Source organism: Bacteroides sp. AR29, assembly GCF_900217715.1.
GTDB classification, from domain to species: Bacteria; Bacteroidota; Bacteroidia; order Bacteroidales; family Bacteroidaceae; genus Bacteroides; species Bacteroides uniformis.
The window spans coordinates 198,792-216,252 of sequence record NZ_OBMS01000002.1; the positions used below are offsets into that span (position 1 = coordinate 198,792).

Below are 17,461 nucleotides of genomic sequence, written 5' to 3' on the forward strand. Positions count from 1 at the left end.
TTCGTTTTAATAATTTCGGTGTATTTATTTTTAGACGCTGATTCAATTGAATCAGCGTCTAAGAGTTTAAAAGAAGGTGTCACTTTGTGTAATCCTGTGCCAGAATTTAATTCAAATTATTGTATCTTGACAACTCGGAAATTATCAAAATACATTTCGATGTTGTATGGACCGTTTTCGCTGGGATTTGTCATCTGGAGTGCCAACTCGTCACCGTCACGTTTTTGGAACTCGCCCCAAGTGGTTTCGTCTACCAGTTCGGAGAGCGGAATGCTGCACTGCATCCATTGGCCTACTTCGGTTTTTCCGGTGAAGTCGCTCACCGGACGATAGTTCGTGTAGTTGTGAGCCTCATTCCCTTTGAGGTAGATGCGGAATACAGGACCTTCGCCATATTCCACTGCCACGAAGCATTCGAACTGCAAAGCCAGTTCGGAAGTCGGTGTATCGGTAGGCAGGAAGGCTGTGTCAATGCCCCATACGGCACCGTTCTGCAATTGGCCCCACCAGTAATTCCATGCTGAAAGTTCCCCTGATATGCTGTAGCATTTACCATCCGAGAAGAAAGGAGCTGCTGTACCGTCGGCAGTGACGGGTACAGCTTGCCCGCCCCAGGAGAACCAACCGATGTTGTCATAGTTCAATACTATATTCTCCAAAGGATAGAAGCCCGGAACTTCGGCAGTACCGCCCATTGTGGTAATGGCGAGTGAGCAAGTGCCTTGCGGTGCACGCGGCATGGTAAAGGTAAGCATATCGTTAGCTTCGCTTACGGTAACAGTAGAGAGATCTACCGAGCGATTGCCCATTGTGATGGAGGCGATATCCATAAAATTCTGTCCCAGTACGGTAACTGTGGTACCCGTGATAGGCATCATGGAGCTTACCTTGCTGATACTTGGTGGGAGGGCTGTGCGACGGAAGGGAGTAAATGCGGATGCGGTATAGCACTCCACTACCAGACTGCCTTCATCAATCAGGCCTGCGGGAGCATTGAATGATATTTCGTCAAAGTTCTTGTTTACCGTGTAGTCCGTTACTTCTACCGAAACAGGTGCATTGGTGATGTCGTCTACGGCAGTGGTGAAATAAACGCGCTGAATTTCGTAGAAGTTACCGCCCACGATGCGCAGAGGCGTGCCCGTCTCCACGGGGAAGGTTGTGGCTACACGGGTGATGTAGGGTGCGGGCGAGAGTACATGCATGGAGTACGTGGCAATGCCGTGCGAGGTCTCGATACGCAGTTCGCCTTTCAGTTCGGGGTTGGCACCCGTCAGTTGCAATTCGCCGGGGATAGTGAGGATGAGACTGGTGGAAGTGCCGTAGTTGCTATTGAACGAAACTTCTTGTTCGTTGATGAACACTTTCCGCACATCATTCAGATTTTCGCCGATGACTACAATCATGGTGCCCGGATTTACATCGGTGAACGTACTGTCGGCCTTCTCTGGGTCGACAAGACGGATGTGGTGGATTACGGGAACACCGCCGCCCTCGTCATCGTTGCAGGCGGTGAAAAGGTTGCATGCCAACAGGATGGTGAGCAACACAAAAGGAAAATGTATATATTTCATATTAAAGTCGTTATTTGAGATAATGAATGTATAACTTGGTTTATTCACTGAATTCGTATGCTACCGGTTCTTCGTTCAGTAGCGGATTCTGGATGACATCGCTTTCCGGATAAGGCATCAGGATGTTGCCGTGGTGGATTTCGATGTTCTCGCCCGGTTCCTGCCAATTTTCTATGCCTTCGAGGAAAGTGTCGCCTTCTTTCTTGCCGAAGTGGAGGTAACCGTCTTCGTCTTTCACGATGAGGTCTACTGTGTAGCCGCGGTGTTGGTTCTGGAAGTAATTCAGCATGTAGTCGGGTTTCCAGTGATACCACGATACCATGTCATACCAGTTACAATACTCCATCGAGAACTCTACGCGGCGTTCGCGAATGATGTCTTCGAAGGTTACGCGTTCCTTGCGGGGGATACGTGCACGGTCGCGCACCTGGTTCAATGCTTCCAGGCCGGGACCACCGGCCAGTTCTTCGCTGTTGCCCAGACAAGCTTCGGCATAGGTCAGGTAAACATCGGCAAGGCGTAGGATGTAGGTGTTGAGCGGAGAGTTCATGGACTGGATATAACCGTCATTGTCGTCGTCCGGACCGCCCGGTACACCTTTTTTAATGCAAGAGGTGGCGCCGTCGTAAGTATAACCACCGTCGGCAATGCAGATGTATGAATAGTATGTACCCGGTGTGCAAAAGGTGGCGTTGCGGCGGATAGTGTCGCCCAACTCATATTGCTGGAGCATATCTATACTTGCCTGATAGCTGCTCCATACGTTTACACCGCCGGTCATCTTGCTGTTGCCGGCGAGGTCGGCAAGCAGAGTGTTGCATACGCCCCAATCACCCAGTGGCACCCACTGCATGGCAATGAGCGATTCGGGATTGTTGTTGTGCTTATACTTGAAGAGGTCTTCATAGTTTTCGTAAAGGCTGATGCCGCTGTTGTTTATCACGTCGGCGGCCAGTTCCTTGGCTTTCTCCAGGTCGGCGTTGTCGCGTGTGCCTCCTTTCCAGCCTGAGCGGGCGAGGTAGACTTTGGCAAGCATGCCTTTTGCACCCCATGCGTTGACACGTCCTTTGGCGGTTGCCACTTCAGGAAGATTCTCGACTGCATAAGTGAGGTCACGAATAACGAGTTCCAGCACATCTTCTTCGCGGTGGAGCGGTTGCATGGGATTGGCAACCACTTTGTCGTTGTCTTCGATGATGATAACCGGTCCCCAGAGGCGAACCATGTAGAAGTAGGCACAAGCACGCATCAGGCGGGCTTCGGCAATGGCTGTGCGCTTGGCACGTTCGCTTACGCTGTTGCTACATTTGGTCTGCACATCACTGATAACTGCATTGGCCATTGTAATGACCGAGTAGAAACCTGTCCATGCATTGGCAAGGTTTTCGCTCAGGGCTGTCACCTTGAAGTTGGTGAACTCGGGAGCTCCCCAGCGACTGAAGTTATCGTTGGCACGGTTACTGCCCAGCGGCACGATGGCGCGGGAGTTGAGGTCGAACCATGCACGGTTGTAAAGCGGTGCAGTGGCTTGTTCGAGTGCATCGTCGGAAGTGTAGTATGTCACATCTACGTAGTTTCCTTCGGGAGCACGTTCCAAAAATGAGTCGCTGCATGCCGTAAGCAGAAGGAGCGATGATATAAGGGTTAGAAATCTGTGTTTCATAACTATATTGAGATTTTAAATGATAAATGATTTGTCTGGCTCATTAGAAATTGAAGTTAAGGCCAAATGTATAGATACGTTGCGAAGGATAGCGCGCATCGTCCACACCACGTAGCAATACATTGTAGTTCAAAGCGCCTATTTCGGGATCGTAGCCTTTGTAGCCTGTGATGGTACAGAGGTTCTGGATGTTGACGTAGAGGCGCAGATGGTCTATCTGCAAACGGCGCAACCATTTCTGTGGGAAGGTGTACCCCAGCGAGATGTTTTTTATGCGGAGGTAGGAAGCGTCTTCAACAAAGCGGTCGGAGATACGGTTGTTGTCGTTGGCGCTACTGGTAGTGATGCGTTGTACTTTGGCTGCATCGGCGTTGGCCACGTAAACATTGGAAAGTACCTCGTCGCCCACTTCGGGGTCGTGCATGGCGATTTGGGCAATGCCGGTAGCTTCTTTCAGCAGGTTGCTGTTACGCATGGGATCGGTGAAGGTGCGGCGAATCAGGTTGATAGCCTTGTTGCCCACCGAGCCGTTCAGGAAGATGTTGAGGTCAAATCCTTTATAAGAAAGGTAGTTGTTGAAGCCGAACGTGAATTTGGGTGCCGGATTGCCGAGGAACGTGCGGTCTTTCTCATCAATTACACCGTTGTTGTCGCGGTCTTCATAGATGTAGTCACCTACCCAGATGCCCGATTTGCCGATGGTCTGGTCTTTCGGGATGGCTACTTGGATGCGGTTGCCCGTTTCGTCGAGCAGGAAGTTGCCGTCGGCACCTTTCTTGTAGAAATCTCCTTCTTCCTTGAACATACCGATTACTTTATAGCCGTAGAACTGCCCGACCGGTTCGCCCACCATGGTGTAGGTCAGTGTTTCCGAACCGTTGATTCCCGAAATAGCGGATGATTCGGAGTAGAGCTTCGTCACTTCGTTGTGGTTGATGGAGAAGGTGAGTCCTGAGGTCCAGGTGAAATCACGTGTCTGGATGTTGTGCGTGTTCAGGGTAAATTCTACACCTTTGTTGGTCATGGCACCGGCATTGACCCACGGTGCACGAATCAGACCGCTTACGTAGGTAGGAAGAGAAGCTTGCATCAGCAGATTGTCCGTTTTCTTGTAATAAGCATCGGCGATGAACTCTATGCGGTTGTTGAAGAGGGCGAGGTCGAGTCCTACATTGAAGGAGTTTGTTTCTTCCCACTTCAGTTCACGATTAGGATAGTTGCCTGCATAGAAACCAGTACCCCAGATGGAGGCTGCCGAAGCCATGGTGACGCCGTAGGCATAGGAACCCGCCCATTGGTTACCTACTACACCCCAACCCAGGCGGAGTTTCAGTGAGTTGATGGCTTCCACATCTTTGAGGAAAGCTTCGTTGTTGACTTTCCAAGCCAATGCTACCGAAGGGAACCAACCCCAACGACTTTCTTTGGCAAACGAAGACGAACCGTCGGCACGGAGCGTAGCGGTCAGCAAGTAGCGGTCGTCGTAGTTGTAGTTCAGACGGCCGAAGTATGATTCGATGGCGGATGAACCACGGGAACTGTTGGCTTTTGCTGTTGTGGCATCACCCGCATCCAGTTCGTGTACGGAGTTGAAGAGGAAGTTGGTACGGCTGCCGCTCAGCGACTCGTACTTGTTTTCTTGCGCTTCGTGTCCCAGCATGGCAGAGAGGCCGTGTTTGCCGAAGGTATTATTATAAGTAAAGTAAGTTTTCAATGTCCAGTTGCTTCCGTTGCCGGCTCCACGGCTTGCTGACGACTGCTGCTTGAAGTGCTCGTAGTCGTAGGAGGGGGTAAACTTATAGTCGTTGCTGTAATTGAAGTTGGCGGCATATTCCGTGCGGAATACGAGTCCTTTCCACAGCTTGATGTCGGCAAAGGCGTTGACATAGACTTGTGTGTTGCGACTATAGTTTTCATTTTGGATAAGGTCGGAGAGGGGGTTGGAGAAGTAAGTTCCATACATGTTCTCCGTCTGCATGCCGAAACTGCCGTCCGGGTTGCGGGCAGGCACTTCGGGGAGCTGGTTCAGGGCATTGTAGATGGCACCCGAACCGTCTACGTTGTTGGTCTGCTGTGTACGGGCTACGGAGGCGCGCAAGCCGGTGGTGAGCCACTTGTTGATGTCGTTGTCCATGTTGACGCGGAAAGAGAAACGCTCAAAGTCCGAACCGAATACAATACCGTCTTGCTGCATGTAGCCGCCGGAGAGCGAGTATTTCATGCTCTTCGAACCTCCGGAGATGTTTATCTGATGGTTGTGCATCGGGGCAGTGCGGAAGATTTCATTCTGCCAGTCGGTACCGCGGCTGAGGAGTGAGGGGTCTTTGAACTCTTCGCGTGCACCGAAGCCGATGGTGGCGGCGCGGAGGTTCTGGTAAACTGCATATTCGGGGAGTGTCAGTGTTTCCAGTTTCTTGGGAAGCTGTTGCAAGGCATAGTAACCTTCGTAGGAGACCTTCGTTTTGCCCTCGTCGCCCTGACGGGTGGTGATGAGTACTACACCGTTGGAGGCGCGGCTACCATAGATGGCTGTGGCCGATGCATCTTTCAATACTTCCATGGAAACGATGTCTGCAGGGTTGATGGAACTGAGCACGCTGCTGTTGCTGGTGTTGTTGCCTGAGATGGCTACACCGTCGATAACGTAGAGCGGTTCGTTGCCGTTCAAGGAGTTGATACCACGGATGCTGACCGAGATACCGCCACCCGGAGTTCCGGAATTCTGGGTCACCTGCACACCGGCGGCACGTCCTTGCAAAGCTTGGTCGAGCGAGGTGACTACGGACTTTTTCAGTTCGTCACCCGTCACGCTGACTACGGAACCGGTCAGGTCACTGCGTTTCATCGTACCGTATCCCACTACTACTACTTCGTCCAGCATCTCATTGTCTTCTTGCAGCAGTATGTCGATGCGGGTGGTGCGCTCTACTTTCACCTCTTTGGTGCGGTAGCCGATGTAAGAGACTATCAATGTTTGTCCCAGATTTGCCTGGATGGTGTAACGGCCGTCGATGTCGGTAATGCCGCCCGTATTGGTTTCTTTCACTTTGACGGTGGCTCCTACAAGTGGCTCACCGCCCGATTCTGATTTAACGATACCGGATACTGTTTTGGTTTGTCCATACGTGGAAACAATACCCAAACCTAGTAACACGATAACAAGCAATTGTCTCAATTTTGTCCATTCCCATTGAGAGCATACATTTGCGTGTAACTTCATAATACTTTAATTTAAGATTTAAAAATAACTGTTATTAAAAGCTACTGCAAATATGGAAAGTTATCATAATAGCATAGGTCTATCATGTCTCAAATAACATACCTTTATGTTTCAAGTTATCATTTTAGACTGCGGATGTAATCAGATGGTGATATTCCAAATTCATTCTTGAAGTTTACAGTGAACCTTTTTGGAGAACTGAATCCCACCTCATAGGCAATTTCTGCAATTTGTTTCTGGCTTTCCTTTAGAAGTTGCTTACTGCGCTTCAAACGGATAATCCGGATGAATTCTGCCGGACCTTTACCGGTGATACACATCAGCTTTTTGTAGAGATGGCTACGACTCAACCCCAATTCTGCTCCTAACATTTCCACAGAGAAGTCGGAATCACTCATGCGCTCTTCTACTATTTTGATAGCTTTTTCAATAAATTGTTCGTCTAGTGGAGTGATTGTTATTTCATTAGGTGTCACTTCTATTTTCTGACTGAATTTACGATGGCTTTTTTCTGTCCATTCAATAAATTTCCTGATGCGCAGCTTTAGTAATTTGAAGTCAAAAGGCTTTACGATATAGTCATCGGCTCCTTGCTCAAATCCTTCACTTTTGTATTCTTCTGCCATACGGGCTGTAAGCAATATAACGGGAATGTGGGACCATTGCATGTTTGTTTTGATTTGCCGACATAGCTCTGTTCCATTCATCACTGGCATCATGATGTCGCTTATTACAATATTGACACTGTTTTTTTCTAATATCTTCAATGCCTCTGCTCCATTGTAGGCAACCTGTATGGCGTATTCATCGGACAGGTATTCAGACATGAAACTACAGAAATCCTTGTTGTCGTCCACCAACAAGATGGTATACCGCAATTCTTCCGCATTTGGAACGGGAAGCTCATTCGGAGCTTTGTCATTGTTTAGCAGTTCCGGAAGTAATTCCTCCTTTTCACTGGCATATGTGACGATAGGCAATTTAACGGTAAATACGGAACCTTTAGGAAAATTGTCTGTAACGGAGATTGTTCCTTTGTGTAGATGTACATACTCGTTTGCAATATGCAGGCCGATTCCACTGCCGGTTTTTTCCGAAGTTTGTTGCACTTGATAAAAACGTTCGAAGATATGTTTCTTGTCTTTGTCTATGATACCTTGTCCGTTGTCTGCCACACAGATACATACATTGTCATCTTCGCGATAAAGATGTACATTGATTTCTCCTTTATCAGGAGTGTATTTGAAGGCATTGGACAACAAGTTGTTCATTACTTTTTTTATTTTAACCGGATCGAAGGACATGTTCAGGTTTTCTACTTCGCACATGAAACAGAAGTTGATGGTATGGTCAAGAGCATACTCTTGAAAAGTACTGCAAATCTCGCGGATAAAGTTGACAATATCTCCCGATTTGTAATGGGCTGTCTCGGCTCCTACATCCAGTTTCCGGAAATCAAGCAGAGAATTTATTGATGTAAGTAATAGCTGTGCATTTTTATTGATTGTATTTAGTTTTTTGCGTATTCCGTCATCCAGGGTTTCTGATAATAACATTTGTAACGGGCTAATGATAAGCGTCAGTGGTGTACGTAAGTCATGACTTATATTTGTAAAGAACTTTAGCTTCATCTCATTCAGGAGCAACTTTTGTTCTTGCTCCAGTTTTGCTCGTTGTTGCTCCAGTCTTATGTAGTGATGCTTTTTGAATCGGTATATTACATAGGATATCATACCAATGGCAAACAATATGTATAAGATGATAGCAACATTACTTAAATATATTGGAGATGAAACGGTTATATTCAACTCACTAGCTTCGTCATTCCATATACCGTCACTGTTACAAGCTTTAATCAATAGTTTGTAATTGCCAGGAGGAAGGGTGGTGAAAGCCACTTTGTTTTCGTTTGTATAGTACCATTGGGTATTTAATCCTTTCAGTTTATAGGCATATCTTATTTTATCAGCATTCAGCAAATCGCCTGCGGCAAATTCGATGGAGATTAAATAATCGTCATATCTGACAGACAATGATGGGGCTCTGCCAAGTACAGTTGTTAATAGTTTGCGCCCTTCATATATTGAGTCTACTTCTATATGTTGATTGCCAATGGTCAGATTTGTAAAATACACCTTTGCCAGCGGTCGGCTCTTTTCGGTCAGCTTGTTCGGATTTATAGATGTATAGCCACTGGTGCCTCCCAGCAGTAAATCTCCGCTGGACAATTTACAAGCGGAATGGGAGTTGAAATGATTTTCTGGCAATCCGTCTCTGGTAGAAAGATTCTTGAAAGAAAAGTCTAGTCCTTCCTGGGTGTCCGGGGTTACTTCCAATATAGACAATCCATTACTTGTTGCAAGCCACATGTTACCATGATTGTCTTGGGTTATACTGTTAATGAGATTGTCACACAATCCGTTGTTTACGTCGAACCAGTGTAGTGAATCATTTTTTAAGTCCCAGGCAGTCAATCCTTGTTTATGGGCTAACCACAATATATCTCTGTCGTCCTTGAATACAGTGGAAATGAAGAGTTGCTTGAATGGCTGTGTCTCTTTTCGATTGGCATAAATCATTTCGGGTTTTCTCGTCACGATGTCCATTACACAGAGTCCGTATGTAGTCCCGATATACATTTTGTCTCCATAGTCATAACAGATATTGAGTACATTGATATTATTCCCATCAGGCAGCAGATAACTTGTCGCAGTATTTGCGTCCGGATTAAAACAAACCAAAGTTCCCAGTACATAACCTATCCATAAGTTTCCATATCGGTCTTCCTTCATACTCCATACGCCACTGTATGGCAGTTGGCTGTTCTCTGGAGTAAAATGGCGAATACTGTTGTTCTCATAGCAGAACAATCCGTCTTGATAACTTCCTGCCCAAATCCGTCCTTTATGGTCTTCGAGAAGACTGATGATGGCTATGTCGGGGATGGATAGTTTGCGAATGGCAAATCCTTTTTGCTTTTCTTTTACATAAAGTCCGTTCCCGTCTGTTCCCAGCCAAATGTTTCCGGCCTTATCCTCTAAAATGGAGGCTATATCACCGCATTCTTTATGCTGGGTATCAATAAATTCATGGAAGCTTTCGTGATAATAAGAAACTCCTTTTTTGAAATTTCCTAACCAAATGACGCCTGAATCATCACGGTAGATTGTATTTATTCTGTTGGAAGCAAGGGATGTGGAAGACATAGGGGTATTCAGGAGGTTGACAAGGTTATCATTTACGTAGTCATAAATGAATACTCCTTTATGGTCCGTTCCTATCCAGACATGTCCGTTCGAGTCATCCAGTATGCTCCTTACCGCATTACTTTTTGTCTCTATTTTAGAATGGAGCTTGATTTGGTTCCATTCCGATTTTATGTTTTTCTTATAGAATATTTGTTCATCGGTATATGAATATAGCCAGATGCCTCCATGATAATCAGTGTATATGTGCTTTTCGATAATAGAGTTGGAGGGTAAGCTGATGTTATCTACCCGTTTACATTTCTTTGCGTTGTTCTCTAGTTTCAATAAGGTCGAATTCCAAAGAAGATATAGGTTTTCACCATCATCGCTGATACTCAGTTCCGGAGTTTCTTCTGGAAAGTTTTCTATTTTGAATGTTTTAAGGGTTTTATGAGAAAAATTGAAGTAAAAAGCATTTTGGCCTTGCAGTACCCATAAATTGTGTCTTTTGTCAACATGTACTTTGTAGGTACCATTTATCTGGATGCCTATTTTAAGGAGGTATGAGGGAATATCGGTAATGAAGTTGTCTTTGTCTCGGTCGTATATACAATATCTTGCCTCGCTTCCAATCCACAAATTGCCCAAACCGTCTTCCTGTAAGTTCCAGATGTCGTTAGACAATAAAGAATGGATGTCTTTTTCTTTGGGTTGATACACTTTAAAGCTATATCCGTCGTATCGGTTCAATCCATTGGCGGTCCCTATCCATAAAAAGCCTTCACAGTCTTTCAATATGGTTTTTACGTTATTGTTTGAAAGCCCGTTTTCTACTTTCAGATGGCGAAATACATACGGAGTTTGTCCTGCTAACGGCAGATAAGCCAGTAACAGAATAATGAGGGGGAACACTAATTTGTGTAAATAGTTTGTAAAAGACATACTATATAATCTGAAATTGAATTCTCAAAGATAGCAATATCTTATTTAAATAAACGTAAATATGTTGCATTAATAGGTCTGTAATGTTGCATCGCGGTCGTATAAGTCTTAAACATGCCATCCGTTTGTTGTCTTGCGTGTCTTGAAGTGTTTTTCTCATTTATTATTCAACATTTATTTCATACCTTTGCAGGGAAGGACTGGTTCCTGCCAATATGATTAACCTTCTAATACTTTATCGAAAATGAACAGATTCATCATTTTATTTTTATTCTCTTTGGGAATATTGTCAACATGTGTATTTGCCGTAGAGGTGATTCCACTGAATGAAGGATGGAATTTCCACCGGGGTTTTCAGGCACCTGCTTCGGAAATAGTGAAGGTTACTTTGCCTCACACTTGGAATGCGGGCGATGGCATGTTTGGCAATGCCGATTATTATAGGGGATTATGCAATTACAGTCGTAAGTTGTCTGTTCCTGCCCATTATCGGGGCAAACGTTTTTTCTTGAAAGTGATGGCTGCACAGACGGTTGCCGACATTTTTATCGACCATCATTTTGTGATGCAACATAAGGGTGGTTATACGGCATTTGTGGCAGAATTGACTGATTTCCTGGTCCCGGGAACAGAAAGTGTATTGGAAATTCGTGTCAGCAATGCTCAGACTATGGATGTCGCTCCCATTTGCGGCGACTTCAATATGTTTGGTGGGTTGTATCGGGGGGTGGAACTGCTGGTGACGGAGGATGTCTGCATAGAACCTGCTTATTATGCCTCTTCAGGTGTATTCTTCACTCAGTCCGATGTATCGGAGAAAAAGGCCCATTTGAAAATTGAAGCACTGCTTTCGGCAAGGGAAACTACTGTGACCGGTTGCGAGGTGGAGTTTCGACTATATGACAAGGAAAAGTTGCTTTGCCGTGTTGCCAGTGCAGAGGTGGGTGAGGATAAAAAGGTGATGATGGACATAGTGCTTGAAAGGCCTCATTTGTGGGATGGAGTGAAGAATCCCTATTTATATAAAGGAGTGGTGATATTGCGTAAGGATGGAAAAGAGATAGACCGCCGCGAAGAAGAGATAGGTTTCCGCTACTTTCATGCCGATGCGGAGAAAGGTTTCTTCCTGAATGGAAAGCCTTATCGCTTGAATGGCGTGAACCGGCATCAGGATAGGGCAGAACGCGCTTCGGCATTTTATCCGCAAGACCATGATGAAGATTTGGACTTGATGCAGGAAATGGGATGCAATGCCGTGCGTCTTTGTCACTATCCGCAAGCCAAATACATGCATCAACAGATGGACAAGCGGGGACTGGTGGCATGGGCTGAGATTCCTTTTGTCAATGTTTATGTGAATAATCCTGCTTATGATGAAAACTTGCGCCTGCAATTGAAGGAACTGATTTTACAGAACTACAATCACCCCTGCATTTTGTTCTGGGGGCTGTTCAATGAGATAAATTCCGGTTGGCTGGACCGTCCTTCGCGTATGGCGGCAGAGCTTCATGCTTTGGCCCGTCAGTTGGACCCGAGCCGTCCCACTATGGGAGCCAGTAATCAGGATGACGACTTCAACGGATTCACCGACCTGATTGCTTTCAACAAGTATTTCGGCTGGTATGGCGACAACATGGATGACATGGGGCGCTGGATAGACCGCGAGCATGCAGCACATCCGGAGCGGAAGATGGGCATCAGCGAGTATGGTGCCGGGGCATGCGTATTCCAGCAGGAGGACTCGCTGAGGCATCCGGAACCGTGGGGGCAATGGCATCCCGAAAACTGGCAGACTTATTATCATGTGGAGAATTGGAAACAGCTTCAGGAACGCGAATTCTTGTGGTGCAACTTCATCTGGTGCATGTTCGACTTTTCGGCGGCAGGCCGTAGGGAGGGATCCATTATGGGACGCAACGATAAGGGGCTGGTGACTTACGACCGGAAAATAAAGAAAGATGCCTTTTACTTTTATAAGGCAAACTGGAATCAAGAAGATAAGTTTGTATATATCGCAGGAAAACGATTGGTAAACAGAACCCGCAAAACCGTTGATGTGCAAGTATTCAGCAATAGCGGAGCTGCCAAATTGTATATCAATGGCAAAGCATATGGGACTGCAAAACCTGATTCCGTAAATGTACTGGAATGGAAAGGCATTGTATTGGATACCGGTGAAAATAGAATTGAAGTCAGGAACAAATATGGAGCGGATTGTTGTGTATGGATATGTCCTTTTTAATTTTCATCAGGCGCGGAATGTATAGGAGAGCCACGGGGAATAATGAACCGTGAAATGCTGTACAGTCTGCGCCTGATAGCTTTAATATGTGATTTTCTGTAAATCCGTATTCGGTCCGTGGACTACCAGTTTCCCGTCTGGTTGGATGTCTATGAGGTCGATGAATACCATTCGTTCGTCACCGGTGGTTTCGGTGCGTCCATGGTAGACACAGTAGAGCCGATTGTGAATGTCGATGAGCATACAATGCCCGGTTCCGGTCACGATGCCGCCTTGCTCTGTGTTCTTTTGCAGCACCGGATTGTTGGCAGCTTTTGTGAATGGTCCTAAGGGGTTCTGGGAGGTAGCATAACCCACCGCATAATTTTTCCCTCCGAAAAAGTTTGCAGAGTACAGCATATAGTAAAGATTTTTGTGCTTCACGATATACGAACCTTCTGTCCAGCGTCTGTTGACTTCATGTGAAGTCACCGAGCGGTTCTCCCATTCCGCTTGAGGGTCGTCCATTGTCTGGGGCGGGCAAAGCAGTGCTACCGGTTCTCCGATGATACCGGAGAAATCTGGTTTCAGTTCCACGCCGTAAATCCAACTTTCCTCAATCTCGTCAAACCAGCCCTTTTCTTTAGCCCATGCTGAAACTTCGCTTTCAACGGCATGTTTGTAGCAGCAGCGGGAGTAGTAGAGGTAGGTCTTTCCGGAAGCATCGTCAAAGAGTATGTTTGCGTCGATGATAGGATAGCCGGGGTCGAATACCGGTTGGTTGAACAGGTCTTTGAAAGGGCCGGTAGGCTTATCGGCTACGGCTACACCGATACGGAAGTTCTCTTGCTCCTTAGTGGGATTTTCCTTCCAGTTGGCGCTGAACCATAGGTAGTATTTGCCGTCCCGTTCATACACTTCGGGTGCCCAGAAACAGTCGGTGGCCCATGAGTCGGAGGTGCCGCCTTGATAGATGGGACCCTCGTCTGTCCATGTCACCAGGTCATCGGAGGAGTATACTTTAAAACCGTTCGATACTCCGCCCGTTCCGTACATATAGTATTTGCCGTCGGAAGCTTTCAGTAGGAACGGGTCTCCGAAGGCCATGGGCAGGGGATTCTGATATGCTACTTTCTTGTTTCCGCATGATGTTGACAGTAAGGCCAGTAAAAACAGTGTCAATGTGAAAAAAGTGTGTTTCATCTTGTTATAATTTTAATGGTGAAGTAATGAAAAGTGTTTGTATCCGCAAAGTAAACATAATATAGGGAAAGCAGCAAGGAAATTAGATAGAATGCAATCTTTTCATTATTTTTGTGCATCATTCCAAATAATTCTTTGATGGAACAGTCATTTTCGGATATATCGCTATACCACGAGTACCGGTCGGCGAGGGAGACAGAACATTTGGTGTCGCAGAAAACCTGGGATGACCTCAATCTGGATGATTTTTTCGAATGGGCTGACCGTACCTCTTCTTGTGTGGGCCGACAGTACCTCTACGACGTGTTGCATTACAACCGTCTTTCGGAGATTTCGGAACAAGAGGAAGTGATTCGTAAGCTTTCTGCTGACAAGGAGTTGCGTGCAGAAATCCGGTCGGAGTTGCGGAAACTGGATACGCCGGATGCTTATACCATTGCATCGCTATTCTCCATTTCCCATCCCGTGTATTCCCGCCGCTTTTACCGTTTGCTGACTATCTTGCAATTCGCGCCTTTTGTTTTGTTGGGAATAGTTTACATTACGTCTTCGCTTTATGTTTTGGGGATTTTGTGCACATCGGTATTGGTGAACATGGTACTGCACTATCGCAGCAAGGCGCGGATTCAGGGCTATTTCTTTTCCATTCCTCAGTTATGGCAGTTGCTCAGGCAAGCGGAGAAGTTGGCACAGATTCCGTTGTGTGCATCCGTGCATCGGGATATCCAAAAGACTTTGCAGGCATTGCATCCGTTGCGAAAGAAACTTTCCACTTTCCGTTTCAGTATCAGACTGGAGAGCGACATCGCCATTTTCGCTTATTTCTTCACCGAGATAGTGAATGTGTTTTTTCTGCGGGAAGTTATTCCGGTTTCCAAGGCTTTCTTTCTATTGCAGGGTAGACAGGAACAGATTGAAGAGGTTTTCCGCTATTTCGGATTGGTGGATGTGCTTTGCTCTGTTTCCGAACTCCGGAATGGGCTGCCTTATTATGTTTTACCGGAAGCTTGCAGCGAGGGTGAAACGTTTCATGCAGAAGGGCTTTATCATCCGCTTATAGAACGTTGTATCCCTAATGACATTACACTCTGTGGCAAATCTGTCCTTGTTACCGGCTCCAATATGTCCGGTAAGACAACTTTTATCCGTGCCATCGGACTTAACCTGCTTTCCGCACAAGTGCTCCATACTTGTTTTGCTCGCAGTTTCCGTTTTCCTATGGATACTGCGTTATATTCTGCTATCCATCTGGAGGATAGTCTGATGGAGGGAAAAAGTTTCTTTCTGCAGGAGGTGCAAATTGTTCGAGAGATGCTGGAAGCCGGAAAGGAGTGTTGGCGGTTTTTCCTGCTGGACGAGTTGTTCAAGGGGACGAATACGGTGGAACGGATAGCTATAGCCAAAGCTGTGCTGTCTGCTTTGGCGCACAAGAACAGTATTGTGTTTGCTTCCACTCACGATGTCGAACTGGCTTCCTTACTTGAGGACGAATATGAATTGTTTCATTTTTGTGAGTGTGTTGCCGACAATACATTGTCTTTTGATTATAAGTTGAAGCCGGGACCGGTGACGGAACGTAATGCCATCCGGATTATCGAGATGTGCGGCTATCCGCAGGAAGTGGTCAGGGAAGCATATCGGCTTTCAGAGGAGGATGTCCTATAATTTTATTGCTTGTTTTTACGGGGTGGGTGGTTTGCTATACCTCCTTCCTGATACCTTCTGAGAGGGGGTGCAATGACTCAAGGACTGAATGGCATTCAGTCCCTGAGTGAAAGGCTTTCAGTCCCTGACTGAATCCGGTTCGTTCAGTGAGTGAGATGAAAAGGCATGGGAATACAGGCAGATTGTACTTATATTTGTAATATAATATAAATGGGTACGAGGGCCGGGTCTCTTTTTCCCTTTCAATTATCCAATCAGGAGATTTATGTTTTTCCCCTTCATTTTCTCAATATTCTCTTTCGAGATATGATTGTCTGTGATGAAGGAGTTCACCATAGTTATCGACCCTAAACTTGCGAATGCGCTTATCCCGATTTTGGAAGAATCGGCTACCAGGATGACTTCTTCGGCAGCCTTTATCATGGCCGATTTTACCATCAGGTCGCTGAGGCTTGGATAAGTCAGGCTCATGTCCGGAGATATTCCTGCTGTGGCGAGGAATAATTTGTTGGCATGGAAACCTTTGAGTGAGTCGGCTGCCATCTTTCCGGTCAGTGAAAGGGTAGGCGCTTTGAACTCTCCTCCCGTCACGATGAGGGTGATACCGGGATTTTCGCCCAATATCAACGCTATGTTCAGTGCATTGGTGATGACAGTGAGCTCTTTGTATTGCGTAAGTAGTTTGGCTATTTCTGTAGTGGTGGAACCTGAATCGAGAATGATGCATTCGCCTTCGCGGATAAACGATACCGCTTTTCGGGCTATTTCTCTTTTTTCTTCAATATGGTTTTGGTTGAAGACCTTTCCGGTTTTTGCAAATGAGCCTACGTCTTTTAGGAAAGCTCCACCATGTTCTCTTTGGATATACCCTAATTTTTCAAGGGCTTCCAAGTCTTGTCTGATTGTAACATCCGTAACATTGAAAATCCTGCTTAATTCTTGAACTTTTGCATGTCCGTCTTCGCGGATTAGGTCCAAAATCTTGACTCTTCTTTGGTTTAGTGCCATATCTACTTTATATATTGTTATATCTTGTTGTTCCTGCGATACTCTTGGATATCTTTGATAGCTATAATTTTCAGCTGGAACTTTTCTGCTATTTCAAGTAATTGAGGCAAACGAGCCATTGTTCCATCCTGGTTCAGTATCTCAATGAGGGCGCCACCGGGTGTCAATCCTGCCATTCTTGTCAGGTCTAGCAAGGCTTCTGTATGTCCGTCGCGTCCTAATACTCCATTCTCATGTCCGTAGAGAGGAAAAATATGTCCGGGACGTGCCAATTCCGATGGTTTTATATTGCCAGTAACCAAAGCGCGTATGGTAGCAGAACGGTCATAGGCAGAAACCCCCGTTGTACAGCCGTAGCCCTTCAGGTCGACAGACATGGTGAACGGAGTGCCCAAAAGAGAAGTGTTGTCTTCCGACATCGGGTATAGTTGAAGCTCTTCACAACGGGAACGAGGTAATGGTACACAAAGAAGCCCTCTTCCATGTGTAATCATGAAATTGACAATATCAGGGGTGATTTTTTCGCCGGATACGATAAAATCCCCTTCATTTTCTCTATTTTCATCGTCGACAACTATCACTATTTTTCCTTGCCGAACCGCTTTGATTCCTTCGTCTATAGTATTGAGCATTGTGTAATCATTTAATTTTTTCGCAAAGGTAGTCAAAAAAAGTCAAATGAAAGTTCGTTTTTACTGTTTTTCTTCTTTTTTATTCTAATAATTATCTTTTATTTTATCGTTTGCTTTTGTTTTATATTTTATTTATTTGCTTTTC

At 45.8% G+C, this 17,461-nt stretch carries 9 protein-coding genes; 2 read left to right on the forward strand and 7 right to left on the reverse strand.

The features are described from left to right. Positions 1 to 116: 116 nt before the first annotated feature. The 4 genes from CSD97_RS00680 to CSD97_RS00695 form a co-directional block, all read right to left on the reverse strand. Positions 117 to 1,574 carry a glycan-binding surface protein gene (locus tag CSD97_RS00680; protein ID WP_005834641.1) on the reverse strand — a complete coding sequence of 486 codons (1,458 nt, stop codon included), beginning with the start codon at positions 1,572 to 1,574 and terminating at the stop codon, positions 117 to 119. Between the two features lie 40 nt (positions 1,575 to 1,614). Continuing rightward, on the reverse strand, positions 1,615 to 3,237 hold the full coding sequence (locus CSD97_RS00685) for a RagB/SusD family nutrient uptake outer membrane protein (protein WP_005830278.1): 1,623 nt from the start codon (positions 3,235 to 3,237) through the stop codon (positions 1,615 to 1,617). Between the two features lie 43 nt (positions 3,238 to 3,280). Beyond that, positions 3,281 to 6,457 carry a TonB-dependent receptor gene (locus tag CSD97_RS00690; protein ID WP_098031827.1) on the reverse strand — a complete coding sequence of 1,059 codons (3,177 nt, stop codon included), beginning with the start codon at positions 6,455 to 6,457 and terminating at the stop codon, positions 3,281 to 3,283. A gap of 119 nt (positions 6,458 to 6,576) precedes the next feature. Next, positions 6,577 to 10,587 carry a hybrid sensor histidine kinase/response regulator transcription factor gene (locus CSD97_RS00695; RefSeq protein WP_016272474.1) on the reverse strand — a complete coding sequence of 1,337 codons (4,011 nt, stop codon included), beginning with the start codon at positions 10,585 to 10,587 and terminating at the stop codon, positions 6,577 to 6,579. Positions 10,588 to 10,831: 244 nt separating this feature from the next. Between CSD97_RS00695 and CSD97_RS00700 the strand changes: the two genes are divergently transcribed. Further along, a complete protein-coding gene (locus CSD97_RS00700; protein ID WP_005830268.1) occupies positions 10,832 to 12,829 on the forward strand; it encodes a glycoside hydrolase family 2 in 1,998 nt (665 codons plus the stop codon). 81 nt (positions 12,830 to 12,910) lie between these two features. Here CSD97_RS00700 and CSD97_RS00705 read toward each other — a convergent pair whose 3' ends face one another. Continuing rightward, positions 12,911 to 14,011 carry a glycoside hydrolase family 43 protein gene (locus CSD97_RS00705; protein ID WP_098031828.1) on the reverse strand — a complete coding sequence of 367 codons (1,101 nt, stop codon included), beginning with the start codon at positions 14,009 to 14,011 and terminating at the stop codon, positions 12,911 to 12,913. A gap of 138 nt (positions 14,012 to 14,149) precedes the next feature. Between CSD97_RS00705 and CSD97_RS00710 the strand changes: the two genes are divergently transcribed. Continuing rightward, complete coding sequence (locus CSD97_RS00710; RefSeq protein ID WP_009037739.1) at positions 14,150 to 15,676, forward strand: hypothetical protein; 1,527 nt, start codon at positions 14,150 to 14,152, stop codon at positions 15,674 to 15,676. 246 nt (positions 15,677 to 15,922) lie between these two features. On the opposite strand, the gene CSD97_RS00715 is transcribed toward CSD97_RS00710, so the two are convergent. Both CSD97_RS00715 and ribB read right to left on the reverse strand, forming a co-directional pair. Next, entirely contained in the window at positions 15,923 to 16,684 is a 762-nt protein-coding gene (locus CSD97_RS00715) for a DeoR/GlpR family DNA-binding transcription regulator (RefSeq protein ID WP_009037740.1), read from the reverse strand. Between the two features lie 17 nt (positions 16,685 to 16,701). Beyond that, on the reverse strand, positions 16,702 to 17,316 hold the full coding sequence (ribB, locus tag CSD97_RS00720; RefSeq protein ID WP_009037741.1) for a 3,4-dihydroxy-2-butanone-4-phosphate synthase: 615 nt from the start codon (positions 17,314 to 17,316) through the stop codon (positions 16,702 to 16,704). Between the last annotated feature and the right edge of the window lie 145 nt (positions 17,317 to 17,461).